The 20,458-nt window shown below is 44.5% G+C and carries 15 protein-coding genes and 2 pseudogenes; 7 read left to right on the top strand and 10 right to left on the bottom strand.

All coding sequences use genetic code 11. The features are described from left to right. The first annotated feature begins 666 nt into the window (after positions 1–666). The 5 genes from JWH17_RS16445 to JWH17_RS16425 all read left to right on the top strand — a co-directional run bounded on the left by JWH17_RS16445 (position 667) and on the right by JWH17_RS16425 (position 8,227). Positions 667–1,932 (top strand): hypothetical protein, encoded by a 1,266-nt coding sequence (locus JWH17_RS16445; RefSeq protein WP_205223729.1) that lies wholly within the window; start codon positions 667–669, stop codon positions 1,930–1,932. Positions 1,933–2,158: 226 nt separating this feature from the next. Further along, positions 2,159–2,947, top strand: a complete 789-nt coding sequence (locus tag JWH17_RS16440; protein WP_205223728.1) for a cyclic di-GMP-binding domain-containing protein, MshE-related — start codon at positions 2,159–2,161, stop codon at positions 2,945–2,947. A 210-nt stretch (positions 2,948–3,157) separates the two neighbouring features. Continuing rightward, a complete protein-coding gene (locus JWH17_RS16435) occupies positions 3,158–5,836 on the top strand; it encodes a PKD domain-containing protein (protein ID WP_205223727.1) in 2,679 nt (892 codons plus the stop codon). A gap of 37 nt (positions 5,837–5,873) precedes the next feature. Then, positions 5,874–6,782 carry a PKD domain-containing protein gene (locus JWH17_RS16430; RefSeq protein ID WP_205223726.1) on the top strand — a complete coding sequence of 303 codons (909 nt, stop codon included), beginning with the start codon at positions 5,874–5,876 and terminating at the stop codon, positions 6,780–6,782. Further along, complete coding sequence (locus JWH17_RS16425; protein ID WP_205223725.1) at positions 6,773–8,227, top strand: hypothetical protein; 1,455 nt, start codon at positions 6,773–6,775, stop codon at positions 8,225–8,227. Before JWH17_RS16430 ends, JWH17_RS16425 begins: the two co-directional genes overlap by 10 nt. Before the next feature lie 99 nt (positions 8,228–8,326). Here the strand turns inward: JWH17_RS16425 and JWH17_RS16420 are convergent, their stop codons facing one another. From JWH17_RS16420 to JWH17_RS16400, 5 genes are all read right to left on the bottom strand, one after another. Next, positions 8,327–8,518: a hypothetical protein gene (locus tag JWH17_RS16420; RefSeq protein ID WP_205223724.1), complete on the bottom strand. Its 192-nt coding sequence runs from the start codon at positions 8,516–8,518 to the stop codon at positions 8,327–8,329. After that, positions 8,515–8,688: a hypothetical protein gene (locus tag JWH17_RS16415; RefSeq protein WP_205223723.1), complete on the bottom strand. Its 174-nt coding sequence runs from the start codon at positions 8,686–8,688 to the stop codon at positions 8,515–8,517. Before JWH17_RS16415 ends, JWH17_RS16420 begins: the two co-directional genes overlap by 4 nt. A 212-nt stretch (positions 8,689–8,900) precedes the next feature. Beyond that, the gene (locus tag JWH17_RS16410) at positions 8,901–9,557 is read right to left on the bottom strand and encodes a hypothetical protein (RefSeq protein WP_205223722.1); all 657 of its coding nucleotides are present in this window, start codon (positions 9,555–9,557) and stop codon (positions 8,901–8,903) included. A 39-nt stretch (positions 9,558–9,596) separates the two neighbouring features. Continuing rightward, positions 9,597–11,417, bottom strand: coding sequence for an IS1634 family transposase (locus JWH17_RS23870; protein ID WP_232371143.1), 1,821 nt, complete (start codon positions 11,415–11,417; stop codon positions 9,597–9,599). A gap of 354 nt (positions 11,418–11,771) precedes the next feature. Further along, positions 11,772–12,892, bottom strand: a protein-coding gene (locus JWH17_RS16400) for an IS3 family transposase (RefSeq protein ID WP_438941067.1) whose coding sequence is annotated in 2 segments (ribosomal slippage) — positions 11,772–12,626 and positions 12,629–12,892 — 1,119 coding nt in all. Because the reading frame shifts where the segments join, the coding sequence is not laid out codon by codon here. A 191-nt stretch (positions 12,893–13,083) separates the two neighbouring features. On the opposite strand from JWH17_RS16400, the gene JWH17_RS16395 reads away from it, so the two are divergent. Continuing rightward, the gene (locus tag JWH17_RS16395; protein ID WP_205223720.1) at positions 13,084–13,287 is read left to right on the top strand and encodes a hypothetical protein; all 204 of its coding nucleotides are present in this window, start codon (positions 13,084–13,086) and stop codon (positions 13,285–13,287) included. A gap of 424 nt (positions 13,288–13,711) precedes the next feature. Here JWH17_RS16395 and JWH17_RS16390 read toward each other — a convergent pair whose 3' ends face one another. Then, a complete protein-coding gene (locus JWH17_RS16390) occupies positions 13,712–14,632 on the bottom strand; it encodes a sulfotransferase (RefSeq protein WP_205223719.1) in 921 nt (306 codons plus the stop codon). A 140-nt stretch (positions 14,633–14,772) separates the two neighbouring features. Between JWH17_RS16390 and JWH17_RS16385 the strand changes: the two are divergent. Continuing rightward, positions 14,773–15,888 (top strand): annotated as a pseudogene (locus JWH17_RS16385) (IS4 family transposase). 35 nt (positions 15,889–15,923) lie between these two features. Here JWH17_RS16385 and JWH17_RS16380 read toward each other — a convergent pair. The 4 genes and pseudogenes from JWH17_RS16380 to JWH17_RS16365 all read right to left on the bottom strand — a co-directional run. Next, the gene (locus JWH17_RS16380) at positions 15,924–17,108 is read right to left on the bottom strand and encodes a glycosyltransferase family 4 protein (protein ID WP_205223718.1); all 1,185 of its coding nucleotides are present in this window, start codon (positions 17,106–17,108) and stop codon (positions 15,924–15,926) included. A 906-nt stretch (positions 17,109–18,014) separates the two neighbouring features. Beyond that, complete coding sequence (locus JWH17_RS16375; RefSeq protein WP_205223717.1) at positions 18,015–19,028, bottom strand: glycosyltransferase family 4 protein; 1,014 nt, start codon at positions 19,026–19,028, stop codon at positions 18,015–18,017. Continuing rightward, positions 19,013–19,762, bottom strand: a complete 750-nt coding sequence (locus JWH17_RS16370) for a class I SAM-dependent methyltransferase (protein WP_205223716.1) — start codon at positions 19,760–19,762, stop codon at positions 19,013–19,015. The genes JWH17_RS16375 and JWH17_RS16370 overlap by 16 nt, the downstream gene beginning before the upstream one ends. Positions 19,763–20,214: 452 nt before the next feature. After that, positions 20,215–20,458: pseudogene (locus JWH17_RS16365) on the bottom strand (ISNCY-like element ISDol1 family transposase); the annotation flags it as partial.

The raw sequence follows: 20,458 nt of genomic DNA, 5'->3' as shown, positions 1-20,458 counted from the left end.
ATGCTCGGCCCAGAGCATGGGAACATTCTCCCCCTCGACTAACCAACTAAAAAAACATAACTTCAGCCGCACCCCTCGGAATCTGCGCTTACCTGGAGTCTATATTCATTGCCAAAATACTGAAGAAAATGATGCCGGATGGACTGATTCTTGGTGAACATTGTGCAATTTTGCAAACCCACGAGACACTCGTTTAACACACAGAAATTGTTTAAAAAATTATCTAATTACGTACAAAACTCAGTCAATTATCTACCGAAACAGACAGGGGACTGATTTTTTTCTCTTTTAAACCAACCCGGGCGAAGGATTATATTTTTCAGTACTTAGGTAGGGGACTGATTTTTTTTCATGGTTTTTTATGAAAATTAGATAGCGTAGACTTCGATCTCTCTCCCGGTTCCCAAAACAAATGGCTAAGTTTCATAAAAATCAGTCCTCACCAAGACACATAAAATAACAGCTAGTAGTTCCCCTCTTTCACCAACGCCCCATCCACCACGCAGAATCCACACTCCAGTATCCTTGCCAACAACACCCACACACCTTCACTCGTTCAACCATCATTTTCAAAATCACCTGGCACACATCATGCTATGTTAAAAAGCGTTGCCTGACGCCCATATAAAAACCCAATAATAACCTTCTACCTCTCCAGCCCTCATCATGTTCTACAATCCAGCCCAAATTCTCACCACGCTTATCTGCTGCCTTTTCGCCACCATGGCAGCAGCCGCCGACCATTCCATCCATATCGAATGGGGCTACACCCCGCCCAGCGAGCCATCACTTTCAGGATATAATCTCTACCAGGAAGGCACATTAGCCTGTTCCACCCGCAACCCTGAACTCACAGCCATGGATTGCCAAGTGTCGCTGGAAAAAGACACCACCAATTTCACCCTCACAGCCACCTTTAGCGATGGTTCGGAGAGCCCACACTCTACCCCTTTTCCCTTTACAATTGCTGACGATGCAGTTGCAGCAGGCGATACCCCATCAACCACTGAAACGTCCACTTCTGATACCACAGAAGAAATAACGCAGACCGTTACTTCCGATAGTTCAGGTTCCAGTGCCACTTCAGCCACCGATACATACACAAGCACAACAACCAGCAGTACCCTTGGGGCGAACAATGTATCCTTTGCCATTGAAATTGGTGAAGTAGAAGTGAATCACAACTGGAAGCGAGTCGAACTTGAGCACTCCTTTACCAACCCGATCATCATCGCAGGCCCCCCAAGCTATAATGGCAATCAACCGGGAGTAATACGCCTGCGTAATATAGATTCCACTGGATTTGAAATTCAATTTGCGGAATGGGACTATCTTGACGGCTACCACGCCACAGAAACCGTGAGCTACCTGGCCGTGGAAAAAGGCCACCACACTGTGGATGGCACCACCATAGAAGCGGGCACCTTAACCGGCACAACCAGCTTTAAAACAACCAGTTTTCAAAAGACGTTTTCCAATACACCCATAGTAATGACAACCATTGCCTCAATCAACGAACCGGAAACAATAGCCGGCCGCATCCGTAATGTATCATCATCCGGCTTTCAATATTACTTCACAGAGCAGGAAGCCAATGCCAATACCCATACAAACGAAACCGTAAACTACCTGGCCTGGGAGGAAGGTAACGGCTTAATAGATGCAATCAACGTTGAAGCCTCTTACACTGCCAACGCAATCACCCATGATTGGGAATATATAAACTTTCAAAACACAACCGAACAACTCCCCTTCCTTTTTGCAGACCTGCAGACCACCAATGGCAGCGACGTCTCTGCAACGAGAATGACGAATCCAACAGAGACACGATTTCAAGTAAAAGTAGAAGAAGAGCAATCAAAAGACAGCGAGGTTAATCACCTAACAGAAGCAATAGGGTATCTGATATTTACAAGTGAAGCACAACGTTGAAATTGAGCAAAAAGGCCATTTATGGACGGGCACTTGTTAACAAACTGTGCACCAGTTCCTCCTGTCCCCATCCAACTGTAACGCTCAGGAAAAAACGATTTTCTATCTTGTAATAGCCACTCGCCATACCATATACTGAAAAAGCAAAGGGGATGGGTACCACCCTCCTTTCCCATTGCTTTACCAACCGAACACTTAAACTCCCGCTTTCTTTAGGAGAATCATTATGGTTACTAAACAACGTCTCGGCGAGTTTCTCATCCAAGCCAGCCTCATTACTGAAGAAGAACTCGCCCAAGCCTTAAAAATGCAGGTCGGCGGCAATCGCAGACTTGGTAGAATCCTGGTGCAGATGGGTGCAATAACAAGTGACCAGTTGCTGGAGACCCTTTCAGATCAATTTGCCCTTCCCATACTTGATTTAAATCAAAATTTTTCAGAAAAGGCCAAAACCATTTTACCGCGCTACCTCTGCAAAAAATATGAAGTTATTCCACTTGGTACCATCAAGGAAAAAATCCTCAAACTGGCCATGGCAGACCCTTCAGACAGCGAAGCCATAGTGGACATAGAAAACTTCACAGGCAAAGCAGTACAACCATGCCTGGCAAGACAAAACGACATTAACCAGGCAATAAAAAAACACATCCCCGTTTCTGTCCGTGACATCTTCAACCCCCAAAGTTATGCCCAATGGGCAAAAATAGCCTCCACCGTTGCTCTGGTAATGATTGTAGCAGTGGCAGGATTCACCTATCGTTTCTACAGCGAAACCAAATACGGCACCATCACCCAAACTGCAGACAGTGTTATTTACAAAAACCATGACCTCATGGTCGGCATAGAGCACACCGGCAGCACCACCCTCCTTGGCCGCGGTGCCTATACAACGGGCTACTACTCCATCTCTTTTGATTCACCAGAAGCACTTGCCAAGTTTATTGATCATAAAAAAGACGACCTCTCCACTGTCCAGTATGAATGGATAAAGTGGGCGGTCTCACACCCCCACTGACCGACAGACGACAGAATAAAATGTAACCAAGAAGGTTACTCAATTACGATACCGTAACCAAAAAAGTAACCCCAAAACCACCTAACCATCTAATACAAAAACACTTTTTCTACAAAATACAATTGGCACGCTACATGCTTCCTGACCACAGAAAACTTTTTTCATAGCCCCAATTACAGGTGACTACCTTCTCTGAGTACAGGAAGCCCGATGCTAAAAAAACTATTGCAAATACTCCTCACTTTCGCCTGCTGCACTTTTGCCACCATGGCTGCAGCTGCAGACCATTCCATTCACATCGAATGGGGTTATACGCCACCCAGTGAACCTGCTGTAACCGGTTACCGACTCTACAAAGAAGGCACCTTTTCCTGTGAAACACAAAACCCCCTTGCTACAAGCATGGATTGCTCCGTGTCTCTCGAACAAGACACAACCAACTTCACCCTCACAGCCCTTTTCGACGATGGTTCAGAAAGCCCCCATTCAGCATCGTTCCCCTTCACCGTTGCCGATGAGACAACACCACCTGACGAGACTCCTGAGCCTGAGACAAGCGGCAGCCATGCTTTCACCTTCACCTGGGAAACCAACACTTCAACCGACACAATCAGTGAACACCGCGTCTACCTGAATGACGAATTCCTCTGTGCTTCAAGCGAACCCACAGCCACAAGCCTTACATGTAACGCAGATTTAGTAAACGGCTTAATGACCTTTTCCATGACCACGGTTGACACCAACGGTCTCGAAAGCGCACCGTCTAACATCCTTACCTTTGACCCGACCGAATACCCCACCCTGTTTAACCCCAAACAGGTCGCCTTTAGCTGGGAATACCCCGACGCAACGGACCTGGCCGGATTTAAAATATACCACAACAGCAGTTTCCTTTGCGAAACAACCAACCCAGAAGACAGAACACTCACCTGCACCGCTAACTTTACCAGCTCCGCCAATACCTTTGCCATCGCCGCAGTGGATATAAACGGTACAGAAACAACCCTTTCCAACACACTCACTTACACAGAAGACAGCACCTCTGCTACTACCCAACTCCTGGCAGCAATAACTTCAAATGCCACTGAAGGTACAGCACCACTGACCGTGGCTTTTGATGGTTCGTCTTCAACCGGCGACATAACTTCCTACGCATGGTCTTTCGGTGACGGAGACACTGCAGACGCAAACAATATCAACCACACCTTTACCCTCCCCGGCACCTACACTGCAAAACTGACCATTACCGACAGCAACGGCAACACAAGCAGTGACACCGCAACAATTACGGTAACCGAAGCCGTCGTAGCCAATACCCCACCAATCGCCGCAATAAACCCCTCTGCAACCACAGGGGAAGCACCATTAACCATTACTTTTGACGGATCAGGTTCCACTGACAGTGACGGCACCATCAGCAGCTACACATGGAACTTTGGTGACGGTTCTTCTGCGACCGGTAAGCAGGTAAGCCATACCTTCACCGATGCAGGCACATTTACTGCAGGCCTCCTAGTGGCAGACGACCAAGGGTTGACCAGCACGACCAGTGTCCCGATTATCGCGACCGCCCCTGTCCAAGAGACAAACCAACCGCCAGTGGCAGCCATAGGTATAACAACATCAACCGGCAAAGCTCCGTTAACGGTAAGCTTCAGTGCATCCAGCTCCACTGACCCAGACGGAACAATTGAAAACTACACCTGGAATTTCGGCGACGGATCCTCAGCCAGTGGTGTTTCTGCAACCCATACCTATACAACGGAGGCGGATTATATAGCCACGCTCCAGGTAATGGACGACAAAGGAATGACGGCGACAGCAAGGACAACTATCGCAGTCGACCCCGCTGAGGAAAATACACCGTTTGCCATAGAGATCGGCGAGGTAGTAGTTAACTCAACCTGGAAGCGAGTTGAACTGGAGAAATCCTTTACTGATCCAATCATAATTGTAGGTCCCCCGAGCTTTAACGACAGTGAACCTGGAGTATTACGCTTACGCAATATTGACACAACTGGCTTTGAAATTAGATTTACAGAATGGGACTATCTTGATGACAAACATGTCGACGAAATCGTGAGCTACCTGGTCGTTGAAAAAGGACACCACACTTATGATGGAACAACCATTGAAGCAGGTTCCATCAGGGGCACAACCAACTTCACAACTTACAATTTCGAAACATCCTTTGCTGGCATTCCAGTCGTAATGACAACCGTTGCATCTGCAAACGAAACCGACACCATCGCCGGAAGGTTAAAAAATATTAGCGACTCAGGCTTTGAATACTACTTCCGCGAACAGGAAAAAAACAAGGATACCCATATAGCCGAAACTGTGCATTACATTGCTTGGCAACAAGGTAGCGGCAACATAGATACCATTAATTTTGAGGCAGCTACAACAGCCGATGCAATCACTCAGGAATGGACAAACATTGCATACTCAAGCAAGGGGGAGACCACCCCTTACCTCCTGGCCGATATGCAAACTACAGACGGCAAGGACTCCTCAGCCTTGAGGGCGAAAGACCATTCCACCGCAGGTTTTGATATAAAAGTGGAAGAAGAGCAATCCAGCAACACCGAAATAAGCCATACATCAGAGGTCGTTGGCTACCTTGCACTGACAAGCAACCTGGTACCGCAAACTCCCCCTACCAAGCTTGTCACCTTTAACTGGGTTTTTCCGACTGAATCTGAAAACACAATAACCAGCTTCAGAATGTACGTTAACGGAGAAGTTATTTGTGAAGAACCAGATGTTTCAGCCAGGACTATAAGTTGCGAAACTCAAGAAGAGGATACGTATACATTTCAAATGACGGCTGTAACTATACTAGGTGAAGAGACGAACCTCTCCAACCAACTTCAATTGACACAATAAATGAATGCCTAAAAAAAACAGCGAAAACGAGGGCAAGATGAAATACAGAATCAACAAATTAAAAAAACACTTAGGCCTGAAAAAGAATAGCCTCTCCTACCTAATAGGAAGTTTGCTATCCACATGTATTTTAGCTGCACCAGTAACCACGCCAGCCGCAGAGAACTTGCAAGGGAATCTCACAGGTGTTTCGATAACTGACGCAGATGGAGCAAACATCCCCCCTGTGGCTAAAATAACCTATATACAAGATGATGACACGTTTACTTTTGATGCTAGTGATTCGTATGACCCTGATGGAGAGATTCTAGAATACAAGTGGGATTTTGGTGACGGTAACAACGGGACAGGTATATCAGTATCTCATAAATATACAGATATTACCCCTGATTTTGTTTCATTGACAATACTGGATAACAGTAAAGGTGTTACGATTTCTCAACAGCAAATAGCTACTGGTAATTGTCAGTCTGCAGACATTTCATATATTACCACTGATGCCACCACACCAGATATATATTCCGACACCGATAATGATCCTAAAACAGTCTCTGGTCAATCATTTACGCCTGTCTCAACAGGAGAAATATATGCTATCAAGGTAGCCCTAAGTTATGTAGGAACCACACCGGGGACATTAAAAATGAGAGTAGGGAATACCGCAGATCTCTCAACGATATATGACACAGAAGAGACTGTCGATATCAGTGGATATAAGGCAGGAGACACAGTAGAGGTCGTGTTTGCATCTCCACCATCAATGGCAACATCAAAGCTTAAGTATTTTATGGTGTTTAATGACGGAAACTATAATACACGATTTAAACTCAATAGAGACAACTATGGTGGATACGCTAAAGGAGATAGGTACTTAAGCTCAACGGGATTAGCTAATGTCGATACAACTTTCGGTGACCTGAGTTTTGAGGTAATGGTATGCGATTAACAATATTGCTAGTCACAGCACTCATATCTCTTTCCTACACTTCTGCAACTGCCAAGACATTAGTTTCGTCTTGGTTTGATTTTACTCTGGTTGGCGGTTTTAAGGTTCCAGCAACGCTTATAGACGGTTACAACACGCGGTATGCCTCTGGATCGTTTGACAAAAGACCTGGAACAAACAAGTGGATAGCACATCACGGTGTAAGCGGCCGAATCATTGAATACATAGAACCAAGTGATCCTGACATGACATTCCCGACTTTAATAGCGGGGAGAAATGGTCGCCCTTTCACTACTGTTGAATATATGGAAGCTCAAGGCGTCCAGTGGATAGATGCGAATCAGGTACTCTGCTCTGGTCGGTTAACATATAGCCATCCTGGTACTTATAATTGGGTATCAATTTGGAATCTTAACACAGGAGTCGAAACACTTCAATCAGTCGGACGCGTAGATGATACCGCAGATTGGATTGACGGAATCAATTATAATAAGCTCTTCCACTTGCATCAAGCACTTGGTGGTGGATTTACCCGCATCCCATCAGATTGGGCAGCAGCAAACGGGTTAGCAGGTAAAAATATAGGCATGGCAGCAGGGGGGTACGATGCACTGAACTCACCAATGGGGCCAGCGCTAGGAGCATTTGCTATTGGTGATACGGTTCCAACATACCTGATGGACTACCCGACATCAAACTTTGCTTCAGATGGACAAAACCATTACGAGATACGGGACAAGAACTATGCATTCCCCACTTATATTAATGGTAATACTCAAAGCTCAAGTTGCCCTAGTGGCTCTGATTATTCAGCCTGTAACAATCCCATTCCTATTTTTGCAAGTCAACCAGATTTTGGAACAATCCAAGAAAATCCAAGGTTATCTGGCCCCACCGGAGATATAGGCTATTTTCTTGCAGACTCGGTTAGTAACGGCGCAGGGTGGATTGATGATTCTAACTATAAAGGAGTTGTGTACGGTATTACATCTCCTAATGGTTATCTCGACTACGATGCACAAACATCTACATTTCTGGTATATAACCCATCTGACTTTTATGACGGTTCAACAGCACATTACCTACATCCTACTGATTATGCTGATGGTCCAACAGGTTCATTTACAAAAAACCTATATGTATATAATCCAGATTGTTTGGCTCAAGTAGCATCTGGCGATATAAACGAGTGGGAATGTACACCTACGATTATAACTCCAGATTTCAGTGAACTACCTGTTACTCCTGTAGACAGGAATAAGCTACCTACAAGAATTGGAGGTGTTTATTGGGATAATGACAGGGGGTATTTATGGCTTGTACTAACACAGATGAGTGGAGGTAATTTGTACCCGATGTTAGTCGCATACGAGCTGAAAGCTGACCGGGTCGCAGACGACTTGGAAACTGTTCGACCCACAATATTAAAAATAAACCTTAAATGAAACCTGATTATTGTGGTCCCAAAAACTGCAGTCATCAGCTATACGTTCATCATAGCTGATGACTGCAGCATCTAGATTATCTCAAGTTCCTGACTTGTTTTAACTTTTTAAAATACTGCGATTAAAAGGTGATAACTTCCGACTCTTTTGTATCGTGTCAACAGCAACACTCATGATTGTATCTACCAGCATGAGCACAACATCTTTAGTCACGATGCCCGCTGCGCGAACCTTCTCCATGGCAATACTGGTCAACCTTTGCAGCGCTTCGATCAGGTTAAGATCTCTCATTTCGCTGCTGCAGGCGTAAAAAGAGATCCCAGGGTTCTTGGATCGTCATGACAGCGTTGCTCAAACGACAGAAATATGTAGCGGGACATAGCGATGTTGATATGAGCTACCATTCCGTCATAATCACGCAGTTGAGTCTCTCGCTCAAGGTTTAGGTAGTGCTTCATCATTTTGAAAAACACCTCAATGAGCCATCGGCGTTTCCTCTGTAAGACTGTATGCTTGTGTTTCTCAAAATTATCCCCCTGTTCAGGTTCTATGCTGAGTAACAAAAAAATCCTAAAAATTGATAAGAATGGTACTCACTTGTTAATGTTCAACAACTCTGCCGGAATCAAATTCCTTATTTTGCTTCTCCATAACATTAATATGCTTTGGCCAACTACGAGGCTGTTTTCTCAGTGACCGAAAGCCTATCAAGTTCAGCTGCATCCGCATGGATGAGCCAGGGTAATTTCCCGGATTTCTCAACACGTCGCGCTTTTAACCTTCCTTTTCTCGCCCATGAATAAAGCCTTGGTCCAGGAATCTTGAGATTGAATGATAGTTCTTGGAGAGTCCATTCATTCTTTTCTTTGGGAATATCGTCAGTTGGCCGTTTCCGTCTAGTGGTAGGTCTTAACCCTTGGCGAGACAGGAGCGTCTGAACCATCGAAGCATTGAAGGTATCTCTTAGTTTTGCCGGGCGCCATCCTTCTTCGTTTAATATTTGCGCAATGATATGTCGGCCTTTTTTCTTTGCATGCAATTGAGCTGCACGATGTAATAAATCCTGGTAGTAACTCAACTGCTCCAATCGGGCAACCGGACGAACTAACTCAGCCTGCGATTGATGTCCTCCTATCCAGTGAAATTGAACAGAGACTCTTTCTGTTTCGCCTTCCACCGTTACAACTATTTTGTCGATTAATTGACGAACAATAGCTTGCCGTTCTGAGGGTGTTGTTTCTGGTGCATTCCAAATATCAGGTACACAAGCAGCCAAATTTCTTATCCCAACTTCGTGATAGAGAAACAAAATATCGTTTAATTTGAGCATGTTACCCGTACTCGACCGCTCAGTACGGCACCACATCTTTCATTTTGCTGCAATGGTTGTTTTTTCCACATTTCCCGGATGATTTTTCAGACCCAATGCTGAATATATTTTATGCTGCTCAGAATCAGGCCGCACACTTTTTCTAACATGTACGGTGTCCCCATTTTTGCATTGCATCGAAACGGTGACCCGATTGTGAGGGAGGAGGGTATTACGTAACGTTGTCCATGAATCGTGGATACCTGCATGACTAAGTCGGTACCGTATTGTGTGCACAAGATGATATGCCAACAACGTAATAAAAAGATGACCTGAAACCCTGTCAGCTATCTGGTGATGTACCGGACACAGTCCAAGCTCAGATTTCAGGGAGCGAAAGACGGCTTCCAGATCAGTCAGCATGGTATACGTTTTCCATAATGTGGCTTCATCCCAATCAGCATGACTGGTGCGCAGGCAATACACGCCGGGATACGTATCGGTTGTGTCCGGTGCTGGCTTGCGATGCCAAGTTACCTTAGCGGCATTACCGCTCTTGTCATCTTTCTCCACTGATACGGTATACAGTTTCGCTGCCTTTGAAAACTGCTGCTTAATACGGCCGATTTTCTCAACCACCTTATCATATTTTTTCAGTCGTCCCTTTATGCTCAGTCCATTGTTGAGGTGTTGCAGGGCATCCTCAAATCGTGTTGAAAAACGGTTGCCAATGGCCCGCTCTTTCTTCTCACGTTGGCTGGAATGGCAGTATAAAAGTGTTTCCCCACTTTCTTCATCAATCACCTTCTGGACTTTTACAGTGCATTCTGCATCCTGTTTGACAATGGTCGATTCAGAATCATCAAATTCACGATGTTTTTTCCGACTGACAACCAGATATGGATAGAAGTGTTCCTTTAACCAGGCAATATTATCTTGGGTGGCGATACCAGCATCCATGACTACCGTAGGTTTCAATAGAGGTGCAATTGTGGACTGAAGCTCCTGAATCATCTCAGCCAACGTTGAGGGTTCACTGACATTTCCTTCGAAGACATGACTAGGTTTTGGAAAACCACTGCCGTCGAGCACCAATGCCAACGTAACCAATCGACAATCCGACCTTTTTTCTTTGGAGTGTCCACGTTTGGCGAGATTGTTACTAGGGCACTGCCCTTCAAAATACGTATTGGTCAAATCATAGAGAGTGATCGTCTCCTGCAGGGAAAACAAATCCCGTTCCTTTTGGTACAGGTGGTTTTCAATGGCTGTTTTCTTTTTGAGCAGATGGTCAGATACCTGGTACATCTTATACAAGCTGGCCTCTTCAAAATTATGGCCAACCAGTTCGCCGAGACCTGACTGCTCTTGAAGCCAGCGGTGTGTCTCCCGTTCACTTGCCGGGTGACATGCACGACCAACTAAAGTACCGATCGCCAAGGCTGCCTGAGGACCGGTAAAGCCTAACTTATCAAGCGTGGTGTCGAGTTCCAGCAAACGCAATGCCTCCAGGGTAACATGCTCACACCCAATACTGCGCGGCCTGCTCATTTCAAGGCTATCTACATTAATTTCTCGATAATCCACACCAGAACAATCGCTTTCATCCTGTTGCCTGGCAATAATTCTTGCCGCATACCTGTTTGCCCACTTATCAATGTCACTATCAATTTCCACAAGAGAGTGTTGTCCGTGAAGTACTTCCTCAATTCTTTTTGTTAATATGGGCCATTGTTCTTCAGAAAAAGAGAAGTCCGCACCTAAATTGAGCAGAGTACGCTGACTAACCTTTGCTCCAATACGCTGTGACTCAACAATTCGATAGGTGTAGTAAAAACCGCCAGCCTTCTTTTTCTGGATTTGTGTTTTTCGAATATACATGCAAGTAGAGTTGCATAATAATCACCTTCTGTCAATGGCTCTAGCGCACTTCATGGCACTACAAAAGGCGTGAAATTTTTATAGTGCTGTAATTCGGTGCTTTAAATTTTCGTAGCCGACGAAAAACCTTCGTCACAGAGGTTTTTGAGAATCAATATTACGAAGTTGGACTAGCGTTATTCTGCTCATCTGGAGGATAGGGCAACGCTGAGGAGCGACCCGAGCGCCGTGATGAGTGACTCGAGAATGGGAGGCTGGGTGAGTTATTTGCCTAGCCTTTCTTCCTCTCCACCATTCTTGGGTCTTTAATGCGTTAAACCTACCTCCGGCGAGCGAAGCTAGCCGCCACTTGTTTCAATCTATTACCGCACCGTGTGAGAATACCTCAAAAGGTGTTTGCTTGTCTAGCGCCGAGTTTTTTCGTACCTTGTTGTAATAATTGAAATAACGACTCAACCCACGATATAAGGCATGTCCATTAGAATAAGATCTAGGGTAGATGTCTTCATACTTGACCGTCCACCACAAACGTTCGATAAATACGTTGTCCAGGGCTCGGCCACGCCCATCCATGCTAATCGCGATATCCTTATCCAGCAGCACCTCAGTAAAAGCTTCAGAGGTGAATTGTGAGCCTTGGTCAGTGTTGAATATCCCAGGGTTTCCCTTCGTTAGAGCTAGCTTCAAAGCATCTACACAGAATAGGCTTTCCATGGTATTCGACAATTCCCAGGCCAATACATAACGACTATACCAATCAATCACTGCTGCCAGATACATGAAACCGTGTCTCATCGGAATGTAAGTAATGTCCGTACTCCATACCTGATTGACGTTCTCAATATCCACGTTCCGTAAAAGATATGGATAAATTTTGTGCCCTGGTCCAGGCTTGCTTGTATGTGGTCCCGGTGTTATGGCCTGAAGTCCCATAAGCTGCATCAGGCGGGCTACTCGCTTACGGTTAACTGCATATCCATTTTCTCGTAGCCAATCTGTCATCCGTGGATAACCGAACTCTGGGTGCAGTAGGTATTGTTCATCAATCAGCCGCATTAAGAAAAGATTCTCTTCTGTTTCACGGGCAGGTTCGTAATAGATACTGGACCTGGAGATGCCTGCCAACCTACATTGACGCCGGATCGAATATACAGGGTCCGACCCCACCCAACTTCTCCGTGTTGCTACTGGCAGGCTCATAGCTTTTTTTCAAGCCACTTGATGTCCATCTTGAGACGCCCAATCTCCTCGTAAAGTGGAGAAGTAAGCTCATCTTCAGTCTTAGCCTTTTGTTTCTTTCCAGTAGCAAAAAGCTCTTGGGCATTTGACTGCACCTGCTTTTTCCAGTCAGAAATCTGGTTCGGGTGAACCTTGTACTCTGTTGCCAACTCAGCCAAAGTCTTTACACCCCTGATGGCTTCGATTGCCACCTTGGCTTTAAATTGGTCTGAAAATGTTCTTCTTTTTTTTCTCATCTGCATTCTCCTGTAATAACATTTTAGGAATGCAGATTCCACTTAAGGTGGTGGTCTTAAAATCGGGGGTAAGCGCATCTTCCCCCAGGGGGGGCAAATTTAAAACAGAAATACAAGTTGTTAATTGGCACTCGCTGATATTGTAAAAACTGTCGAGGCCCGGTGTTCTGATATTATTCCAAAGTGCAATCTTGGCATACAACACTGTGCGCTGGATGGCCTTGTTGAGCGGAAACAAGTTGCTGCGGCGTTGGGAACCAGCGACTATAAGAGCTTTTCTTGTTCGAATGGCAGCAAAGTTTACAACAGGTAGTCGCCAGCAGAAGGTAACGGCTCCAGAAAGAATGCTCTATTCTAGACAATGGGATGAATGGGTGGCTGTAGGAGAAAGCTGACCCTTTCTTCGCGGTTTTGGAAAATGCATTTTAACGAAGTGAGGGGAAAGGTGCGCCTTGAGTCGAAAAAATAAGCCTTACTTCAGGGCAACCTGAGCGATGTTACACAAAAAATATCGTGTTAAGTCACTTCCTGAACACATTTCTGCATAAATTTGTTCAATGTGGCAGCGAGTGCGACCAAAAAGTGGCGTTTCTTGCATGGGTGACCCGCTCTAAAGATTAATTGCAGGATTTAGGTAATAAGTATTTCAAGCTATACCTGCCTGATGACCTCCATACTTCTTGGTCCGCGTAGAACCTTTTTCACGACGAAGAGGATCTACAAGCGCCATTCCGATGTTAATGAAATATGCTGGCTAGCGGAGAGTTGAACTCAATGACCAAAAAATCAAAAAGAATTGGTTAATGTAACTCGTCAGTATTAATAACCGTATTTTCTATTAATACGTCCTGCTTTTGCTTCAAAAAGGGCCAGGTTTTCTTTGCTTAATTCACTTCGCCAAGCTTCATCAGGCTTCTTTATTGTCCCATCAAAAAAGTGCCTCATTCGGTTCCCTACGATATGCCGTTTTGCCTGACTATAATCAAATTCAACATCATCTACCTCCACCCCAACAAATTTCAAAAGTTCGGTTAATTTCAGCTCGGGTTGCTGGCATAATTCTTCCAATTTCAAAAAATATACTTGTGAACTACCAACATAATGGCGCTGAGCACGTTCCATATTTCTGATTCCCCACAACCACGAATCAACCGCAGATTCAGGGGTATATGTTCTCTCCTTTGTTAAGAGCGAATTCATAACTCCACGACCATCGCGTACAAGGCAGATAACCTTTAAATCAACCTGCTGATGCTGGGCCAGAAACCCAGCTTGCAAAGGATTTTTGGTGGTATCCAGAAATACAGACGCCCCAGCAGCATCACAAAGTATTTTTGCCAGCCTGACACTCCTGTCAATTTTAGCCTGAGCCGCCTTATTTCGCTGGGGCAATAATAAATATAAAGTATCACGAATGCGATCAACGATTTTCAGGGGAAATTGATAATAGAACAAATCTTCCCAAAAACCGCCGGCAGGATCTGGTAAAATATTAATATCAAAGTTCCCCAGTTCGAAAGGCACACTATTCTGCTCAGCCAGTTCAGCCCATTTCTGCCAGAATGCGCAATCTTGGTAAATCGCACCGCAAGAGCAGTTACCATTTTTGGGGAAAGGGGTGCCAAATTCACCAACGGTCATAACCTGCGGATGGCCGCCCAACAAGCAAGCGATCAGGGTTGAACCGCTATGCTCTACGGAAGTTAAATAGACCATTCTAATTTTTTCAACGTTCACCATAGAAATACCTCAAACCACTTGATAGCAATCAGTGCTGTCTCATAAATTTGTAAGGAGAAACAGATAAATAAAGGCCCGGAGAGCTTCTTGTGTTATCATGAATGTGCGAAAAACAACATAACAGCAAGGAGATCCGAGCCATGGCACATTATAACACAATCCTTCAACAAATTACTGCATTTATCACTCGACATGTTTTCTACTATCATGCCGCTATTCACCATGTGGGCCAGAAATTTCGCTCGTACAACCGCTGGAGCCAGTTCATGGCGATGCTAATTGGGCAACTCTCCGGTCGCAAAAGCCTTCGAGACATTACCCATAATTTGAAGGCTCAGCAAAACCGGCTCTATCACCTTGGTATGAGACCAACTTCTCGAGCTACTTTGGCTCGAGTCAACGAACAGCAACCTGCGAGTCTCTATCAACTTATTTTCAGCGAGCTCCTCACAAAATGTCAAAGAGTTGCTCCCGGCCACAAATTTTCATTTAGCGGTAAACTCTACCTTCTTGATACGACTACCATTAAACTTTGTCTTAACGCCTTTCCATGGGCTGAGTTCCGTAGCCGTAGAGGAGCGATTAAATTACACACCGGCCTGGATGCAGGAGGTTATCTTCCGGCGTTTATGGACATGACCAACGGCAAGTTCATGAGATCAACTGGGCCAGGACACTCACATTGCCCAAAGGCTCTTTTCTCTGTTTCGATAGAGGGATCACTGATTATGACTGGTATTCAAAACTCACACAAAACGGATTGTTCTTCGTAACCCGCCTCAAAAGCAATGCCGATGTGGAATACCTTTTCAAACGGTCTGGCCGCAAAGGCAAGGGGATTAACGATGATCAGCAAATTCGGCTAAAGGGTGTCGAGCAACCATTTCGCCTCGTGGTGTACATTGACCCAGGGACAGGCAAGCAATACCGATATGTTACCAACGCCCAGCACCTGAAAGCCACTGAGGTGACTGATATCTATAAAGAACGCTGGCAGATCGAGCAATTTTTCAAGTGAATAAAACAAAACCTTCTTGGGCACATCAGAAAATGCCTTACTCTCTCAAGTCTGGATTGCGCTGTGCGTTTACCTTCTTGCCGCTTTTCTGAAATTCAAAGCAAAATTGAGCTGTTCAATGACACAAATACTCCGGATTTTACAACTCAACCTCATTGCTCGAAGTGATTTCAACAGACTTTTTAAGCCGCCAGACAGGCAGCCTGTTGATTCTCCGCAACTTTCATTCTGGGGCTAAACGATAAGACAGCACTGGATAGCAATCAAATAGCTTCATATGTGCACCAGGAGTAGCTCGGTTTGCTCTGCTATATGATTCCAATCATTTTTTCGGGCCCAGGTACGACCTGCGAGCCCCATTTGCTTTCTCAATTCAGATGACTCTGCAAACCTCTTAATTGCTTCAGTGAGTTGTTTCTGATCTGTACCGTCAATCACAAAACCGGTTTTGCCATCCAGCACCGCCTCAGCCTGCCCTCCGCTATTCCCGGCTATTGAAGGGATCCCAGCCGCTGCCGCTTCAATAAAAACGATTCCGTATCCCTCGATCATTGAACCGGATTGAATCGACGGTTGCACATGAATATCTGCCGCGGCAAAACTCAATACACGCTCCCGATCATTAATATAGCCAGGAAAACGGACAAACTCAGCAATCCCTAAATCATGGGCCTGCTGCTGAAGTTTCGGCTTCTCCCCACCATCACTGGCCATCACACTGACGACCTGCAACCCCAGGCTCCGTAATTCAGCAACAGACTTTAAAACTCGTGCATGGTTCTTGCGGGGTTCCATGCGTGAGATTGAGACAAGCACAATATCATCCTCGCTGACCCCCCACTGCTGACGTTGTGCTTGAACGTCCACATCTTCGTATACAAACGAATCGATATCTACACCTGGATGAATAATATTAATATTAGGGTGACCACAAAAATCGTTGATTAAATTTTGGGTCGACAGGCTGTTGGCAATGATGCAGTTGGATGACTTGTAGGCAAATTTAGCGGCCCAAGTCAGTTGACGGCTAGTTCGGGCCGTGACCACCTCTTCACCATGGGCGTAAGTGACAAGTCTTGTTTTGTTGCCATGAAGCCGCTTGTACAGAGCGGCAACAAAACCCTCTGGATATGCTCGGAGGCAATGGAGTGTCACATTTCTCTGGATACTGAGTTGACAAATTAACTTATGGACCTGCCTTGTTTTGATATAAAACTGGAGGCTAAAAAGATCAAGATCGTCAATGAGGTGGCTATGTCGAACTATGGACAAGCTCCAATGATCCAATTGATCAAAAGCGATTTGGCGTTCAGCAAAGGTGAACTGTGATGAATAGTCAGCAACAAGTGCAACCACATGTTCAGGCCATCTTTTATAAACCTCGTACAACCAGTGGTGTGCTCCGCCAACAGCAGGGAAGAAATCTTGGCATAAGATTATATCTCGGCATTCAGGCATCACCACTCCCCACCAAAAAACAACTGCATTTCCTCTTCAAACCGAGCTCCTATACCCATAAACCAACTTTCCGGTGCGTAATTGTAATCAGCGCTCTACTCCCCAGCTAAAATTACCTGGGTAGAAGTAAGCCACAATAATCGGCGATATTCCAGCCACTGCTCAGTTTCTTTCCTTTTTCATAAAACCTGATAAATAAATATTAGGTTGATATTTATCGCTTTCTTTCTTTTGTATTTCTTTGTGTTTTTATTGTCCTTTAATTTCTTACTTCGATTAGCTAACCTGAAGTAAACCACAATAAAATAGAATCTTTACAGGAACATTCCTGGTATTTTTCACGTCACCGACTGACATGGAAAGGATTATCAAGCAGGCCCAAGGCTCGTTTTCCTTCACTCTGGGGTAGCTTATCCTGCTAACCTCCATGCAGTAGTGAAACTTGCGAAACGCTTGGAACTAGAGCCTGTGAAGCTGAACCAAGGAGATCTATCGGGTACCACGTCAAGCAGTATTTTTTTTCACCGAAAGTAAACCGCGTGGCTTTTTTTGATCAATTGTCCATGGATAAAGTAGTTTGCCCTTTTGAAAAAATGGCTGGTTTTTAATCGCTGATTTTGACTGGGTTTCACGCCGCTGATTAAACATAATTCTACCACTTATTTAATCCTTCTGAACACTGCTCTTTAGACAATATCAGGAGCTCATCAAGCTCATGAATTGAGTGCTCTTCATTCAGAAAAAATAAGTAGGGTGTATGCGCAGGGTTCGACAGAGCAATGTGGCCCCTGGACGTTGGGTCCCGGTAATAAAGATTGAAGGTTCGGTATTCACAAGACGATTCACACACATTATTCAATAGCATTGAGCAAAGATCTTTTTGCAAATCTGATTCATCCTGAGGCCCTAAAAAAGTTCATGATAAAGAGACTCATATTGCTTCAAAAAGACATATTGTGAAAAGTATGTTTCGGCACATTTTCGAGCATTTATTTGGTATTGTGCATAATTAGTACGTAATTCTTTGATAGCGGCTATCAAAGAATCTTTATTCGGTTTAAAGACCACCCCACACTGAGTTTCCTCTATAATATGAGCGATGCCGACTTTATCAGTAACAAGAACGGGCTTACCAGATGCAAGGCTTTCTATGACTGAATGAGGGCACGGTTTTGTCAGCTGTTGAGCTGTAAATGGCGCAATAACGGCATGGACGTTGTTGATGAGCGTGCTAATATTCTTGATATGTTCCACCTGTAATGTCACATTCTTTTTATCCTGTACCATCGGCTCTATCACGGGAATGGTATCGGCCCATTTCCTCCATAAAAGTGTAAAAGACACATTTTTGAATGCCTCAGTGGCGGAAAGCAATAAATTGACCCCCCTCGCCTCAAAATACTCTTTCGTAAAGGGACTGCTGGCAAACAGGATTGAGAAATCTCCTTCCGGTTCCTGATAGGAAAATTGATTAAGATCCAAGCCGGGATAAATGAGCGAGAGTTTTTCTTCTTGAATTCCAGCGGATTTTAGTCTCTCGAAATCGTATTCTGATTCCGCAACAATCTTGTCTATCCGCTCGTACACCTTTTTATCCAGGACATCTCCTCCTGTGGCTGCGGTCAAAATAATCGGCTTTTTATTAAGATTGTCCAGAAAATACCGATTGCTCATGGAATGGTAGATATGAGACAGATCAAATACTTTTTCAACAAAAGGAATCAATTTCGGAGCGAGCCGATAGGGCCTGTAATAATGGACAATATATCTCTCTCTGAAAGACCATTTGAGGTAATCGCTTGAAGAAATTCCATACACCACACTGCGAGGAAAATGCTTGTGCAGTAGAGAAATTTCTTTTGATACCGCCTCATGGGTAGGAGAATACACGCCAGTCCAATAAATTATCTTTTTCGACATACCACGACCCATTCCAGAGGATTTTCACTGTCCTCGTTTTCCAAAAGCCGTATCAAAAAATAGACAAGCGGATCAAGTTTGAATTTGATAAACTTATTCAGAAAGCGCTGGACAAGAAAACGGCACTGGACACTATACAATTTGAGCACATCAAAACCGTTCTCCTGTAATTCATTGATTAACTCTTCCCGCTTATACAATTTATCATACACAGGAAATACAGCAGGATTGGCCTGCCTGATAGGAGAGGACACATCAAAATTTACCGCATCGAAGATGAAGAGTCCCTCCTCTTTCAAAAAGCTGTGGATAGTGGCATACATTTTCATCCGTTTTGTATGTTCTAAATGCCTAATAAATCTATAAGAGTAAACAAGATGAAATGTTTGCTCTGTTGTAAAATCAAAAATATCCGAAAGTTGGAAAGACCACTTGTCATAATTCGCGGATGTACTCAGCCGCTTCTTCGCTAATTCAAGCATATTATCACTGGAATCAACCATGACGCCCTGCTGAAACCCTGTCACGTCAAGGCTAACCCGGCCTGGTCCCGGTGCAAGTTCTAAGACATCCTGTACGCCGTATGTTTGAATGGACTCATTGATCACTGTGACCTGAGTTTCATGCAAAATTCTTCCTAATGGATGCTTGAAACGTTCATCTATATAAGAATCCACCAGTTCTTTATCAAAATAATACTCTTTCAAATCTTTTCGTGATTCTATAGGTTTCATAATAATTATTCCTGACAATAATTTTGTGTCCGCTTTTTCCGACAGCCCACAAGAAAATAGATGTTTTTTCGTGCGGGTTGACGAAGGTGATAAATAATCGTTTTCTTAGCAATAGCTAGTGTCCGCATCCCGTCTTCCTGTTTCCTTTGAATATGATGTCGGTATGCATCTAGAAAACAGAGACGACTTTCTCTGACGCCTCATGTCTTATCCCAACTTTACAAAGCTTAAAGAATAAACGGGGTATGCACTTTACTCAACTAGTGTCTGTCCATAAATGGCATTTTTTTCAAAGGCGGTCGCTGCCAGTCGTACCAGCGAACACAATCGATTCATGGGACAAGCAAACTCTTGCTGTCTTTTTTAGCTTGTCATGTGCAAATTCCTTCAAAAACCGAAATCAAGGCGCACCTATCCAGTTTGTTTAGAGACTACCGCCAAACAACTGGCTGTTAAGCTAGTTGTTGACGCGCTATGGTAAGCAGGTTGGCTGAGACTATCGACGCCCACACATAACTCTTAAATCCCTCATATCCTTTCCAGGTGCAACGAGCCAGGTCAAGGCTTCCCTTCAACCAGGAGATACCGGATTCTATCCCTGCTCTAAAATTTCGTAATCCTTTATAAACATATCTGCTTCGGCACATGTCTTCTTCCTTGAGCCCGCGCCCCTTGGAAAAACAGACGTCTTTAACT

This window comes from Desulfogranum marinum, assembly GCF_016918565.1.
Taxonomy (GTDB): Bacteria; Desulfobacterota; Desulfobulbia; order Desulfobulbales; family Desulfobulbaceae; genus Desulfogranum; species Desulfogranum marinum.
This window is presented reverse-complemented; position numbering and strand designations above follow the sequence as displayed.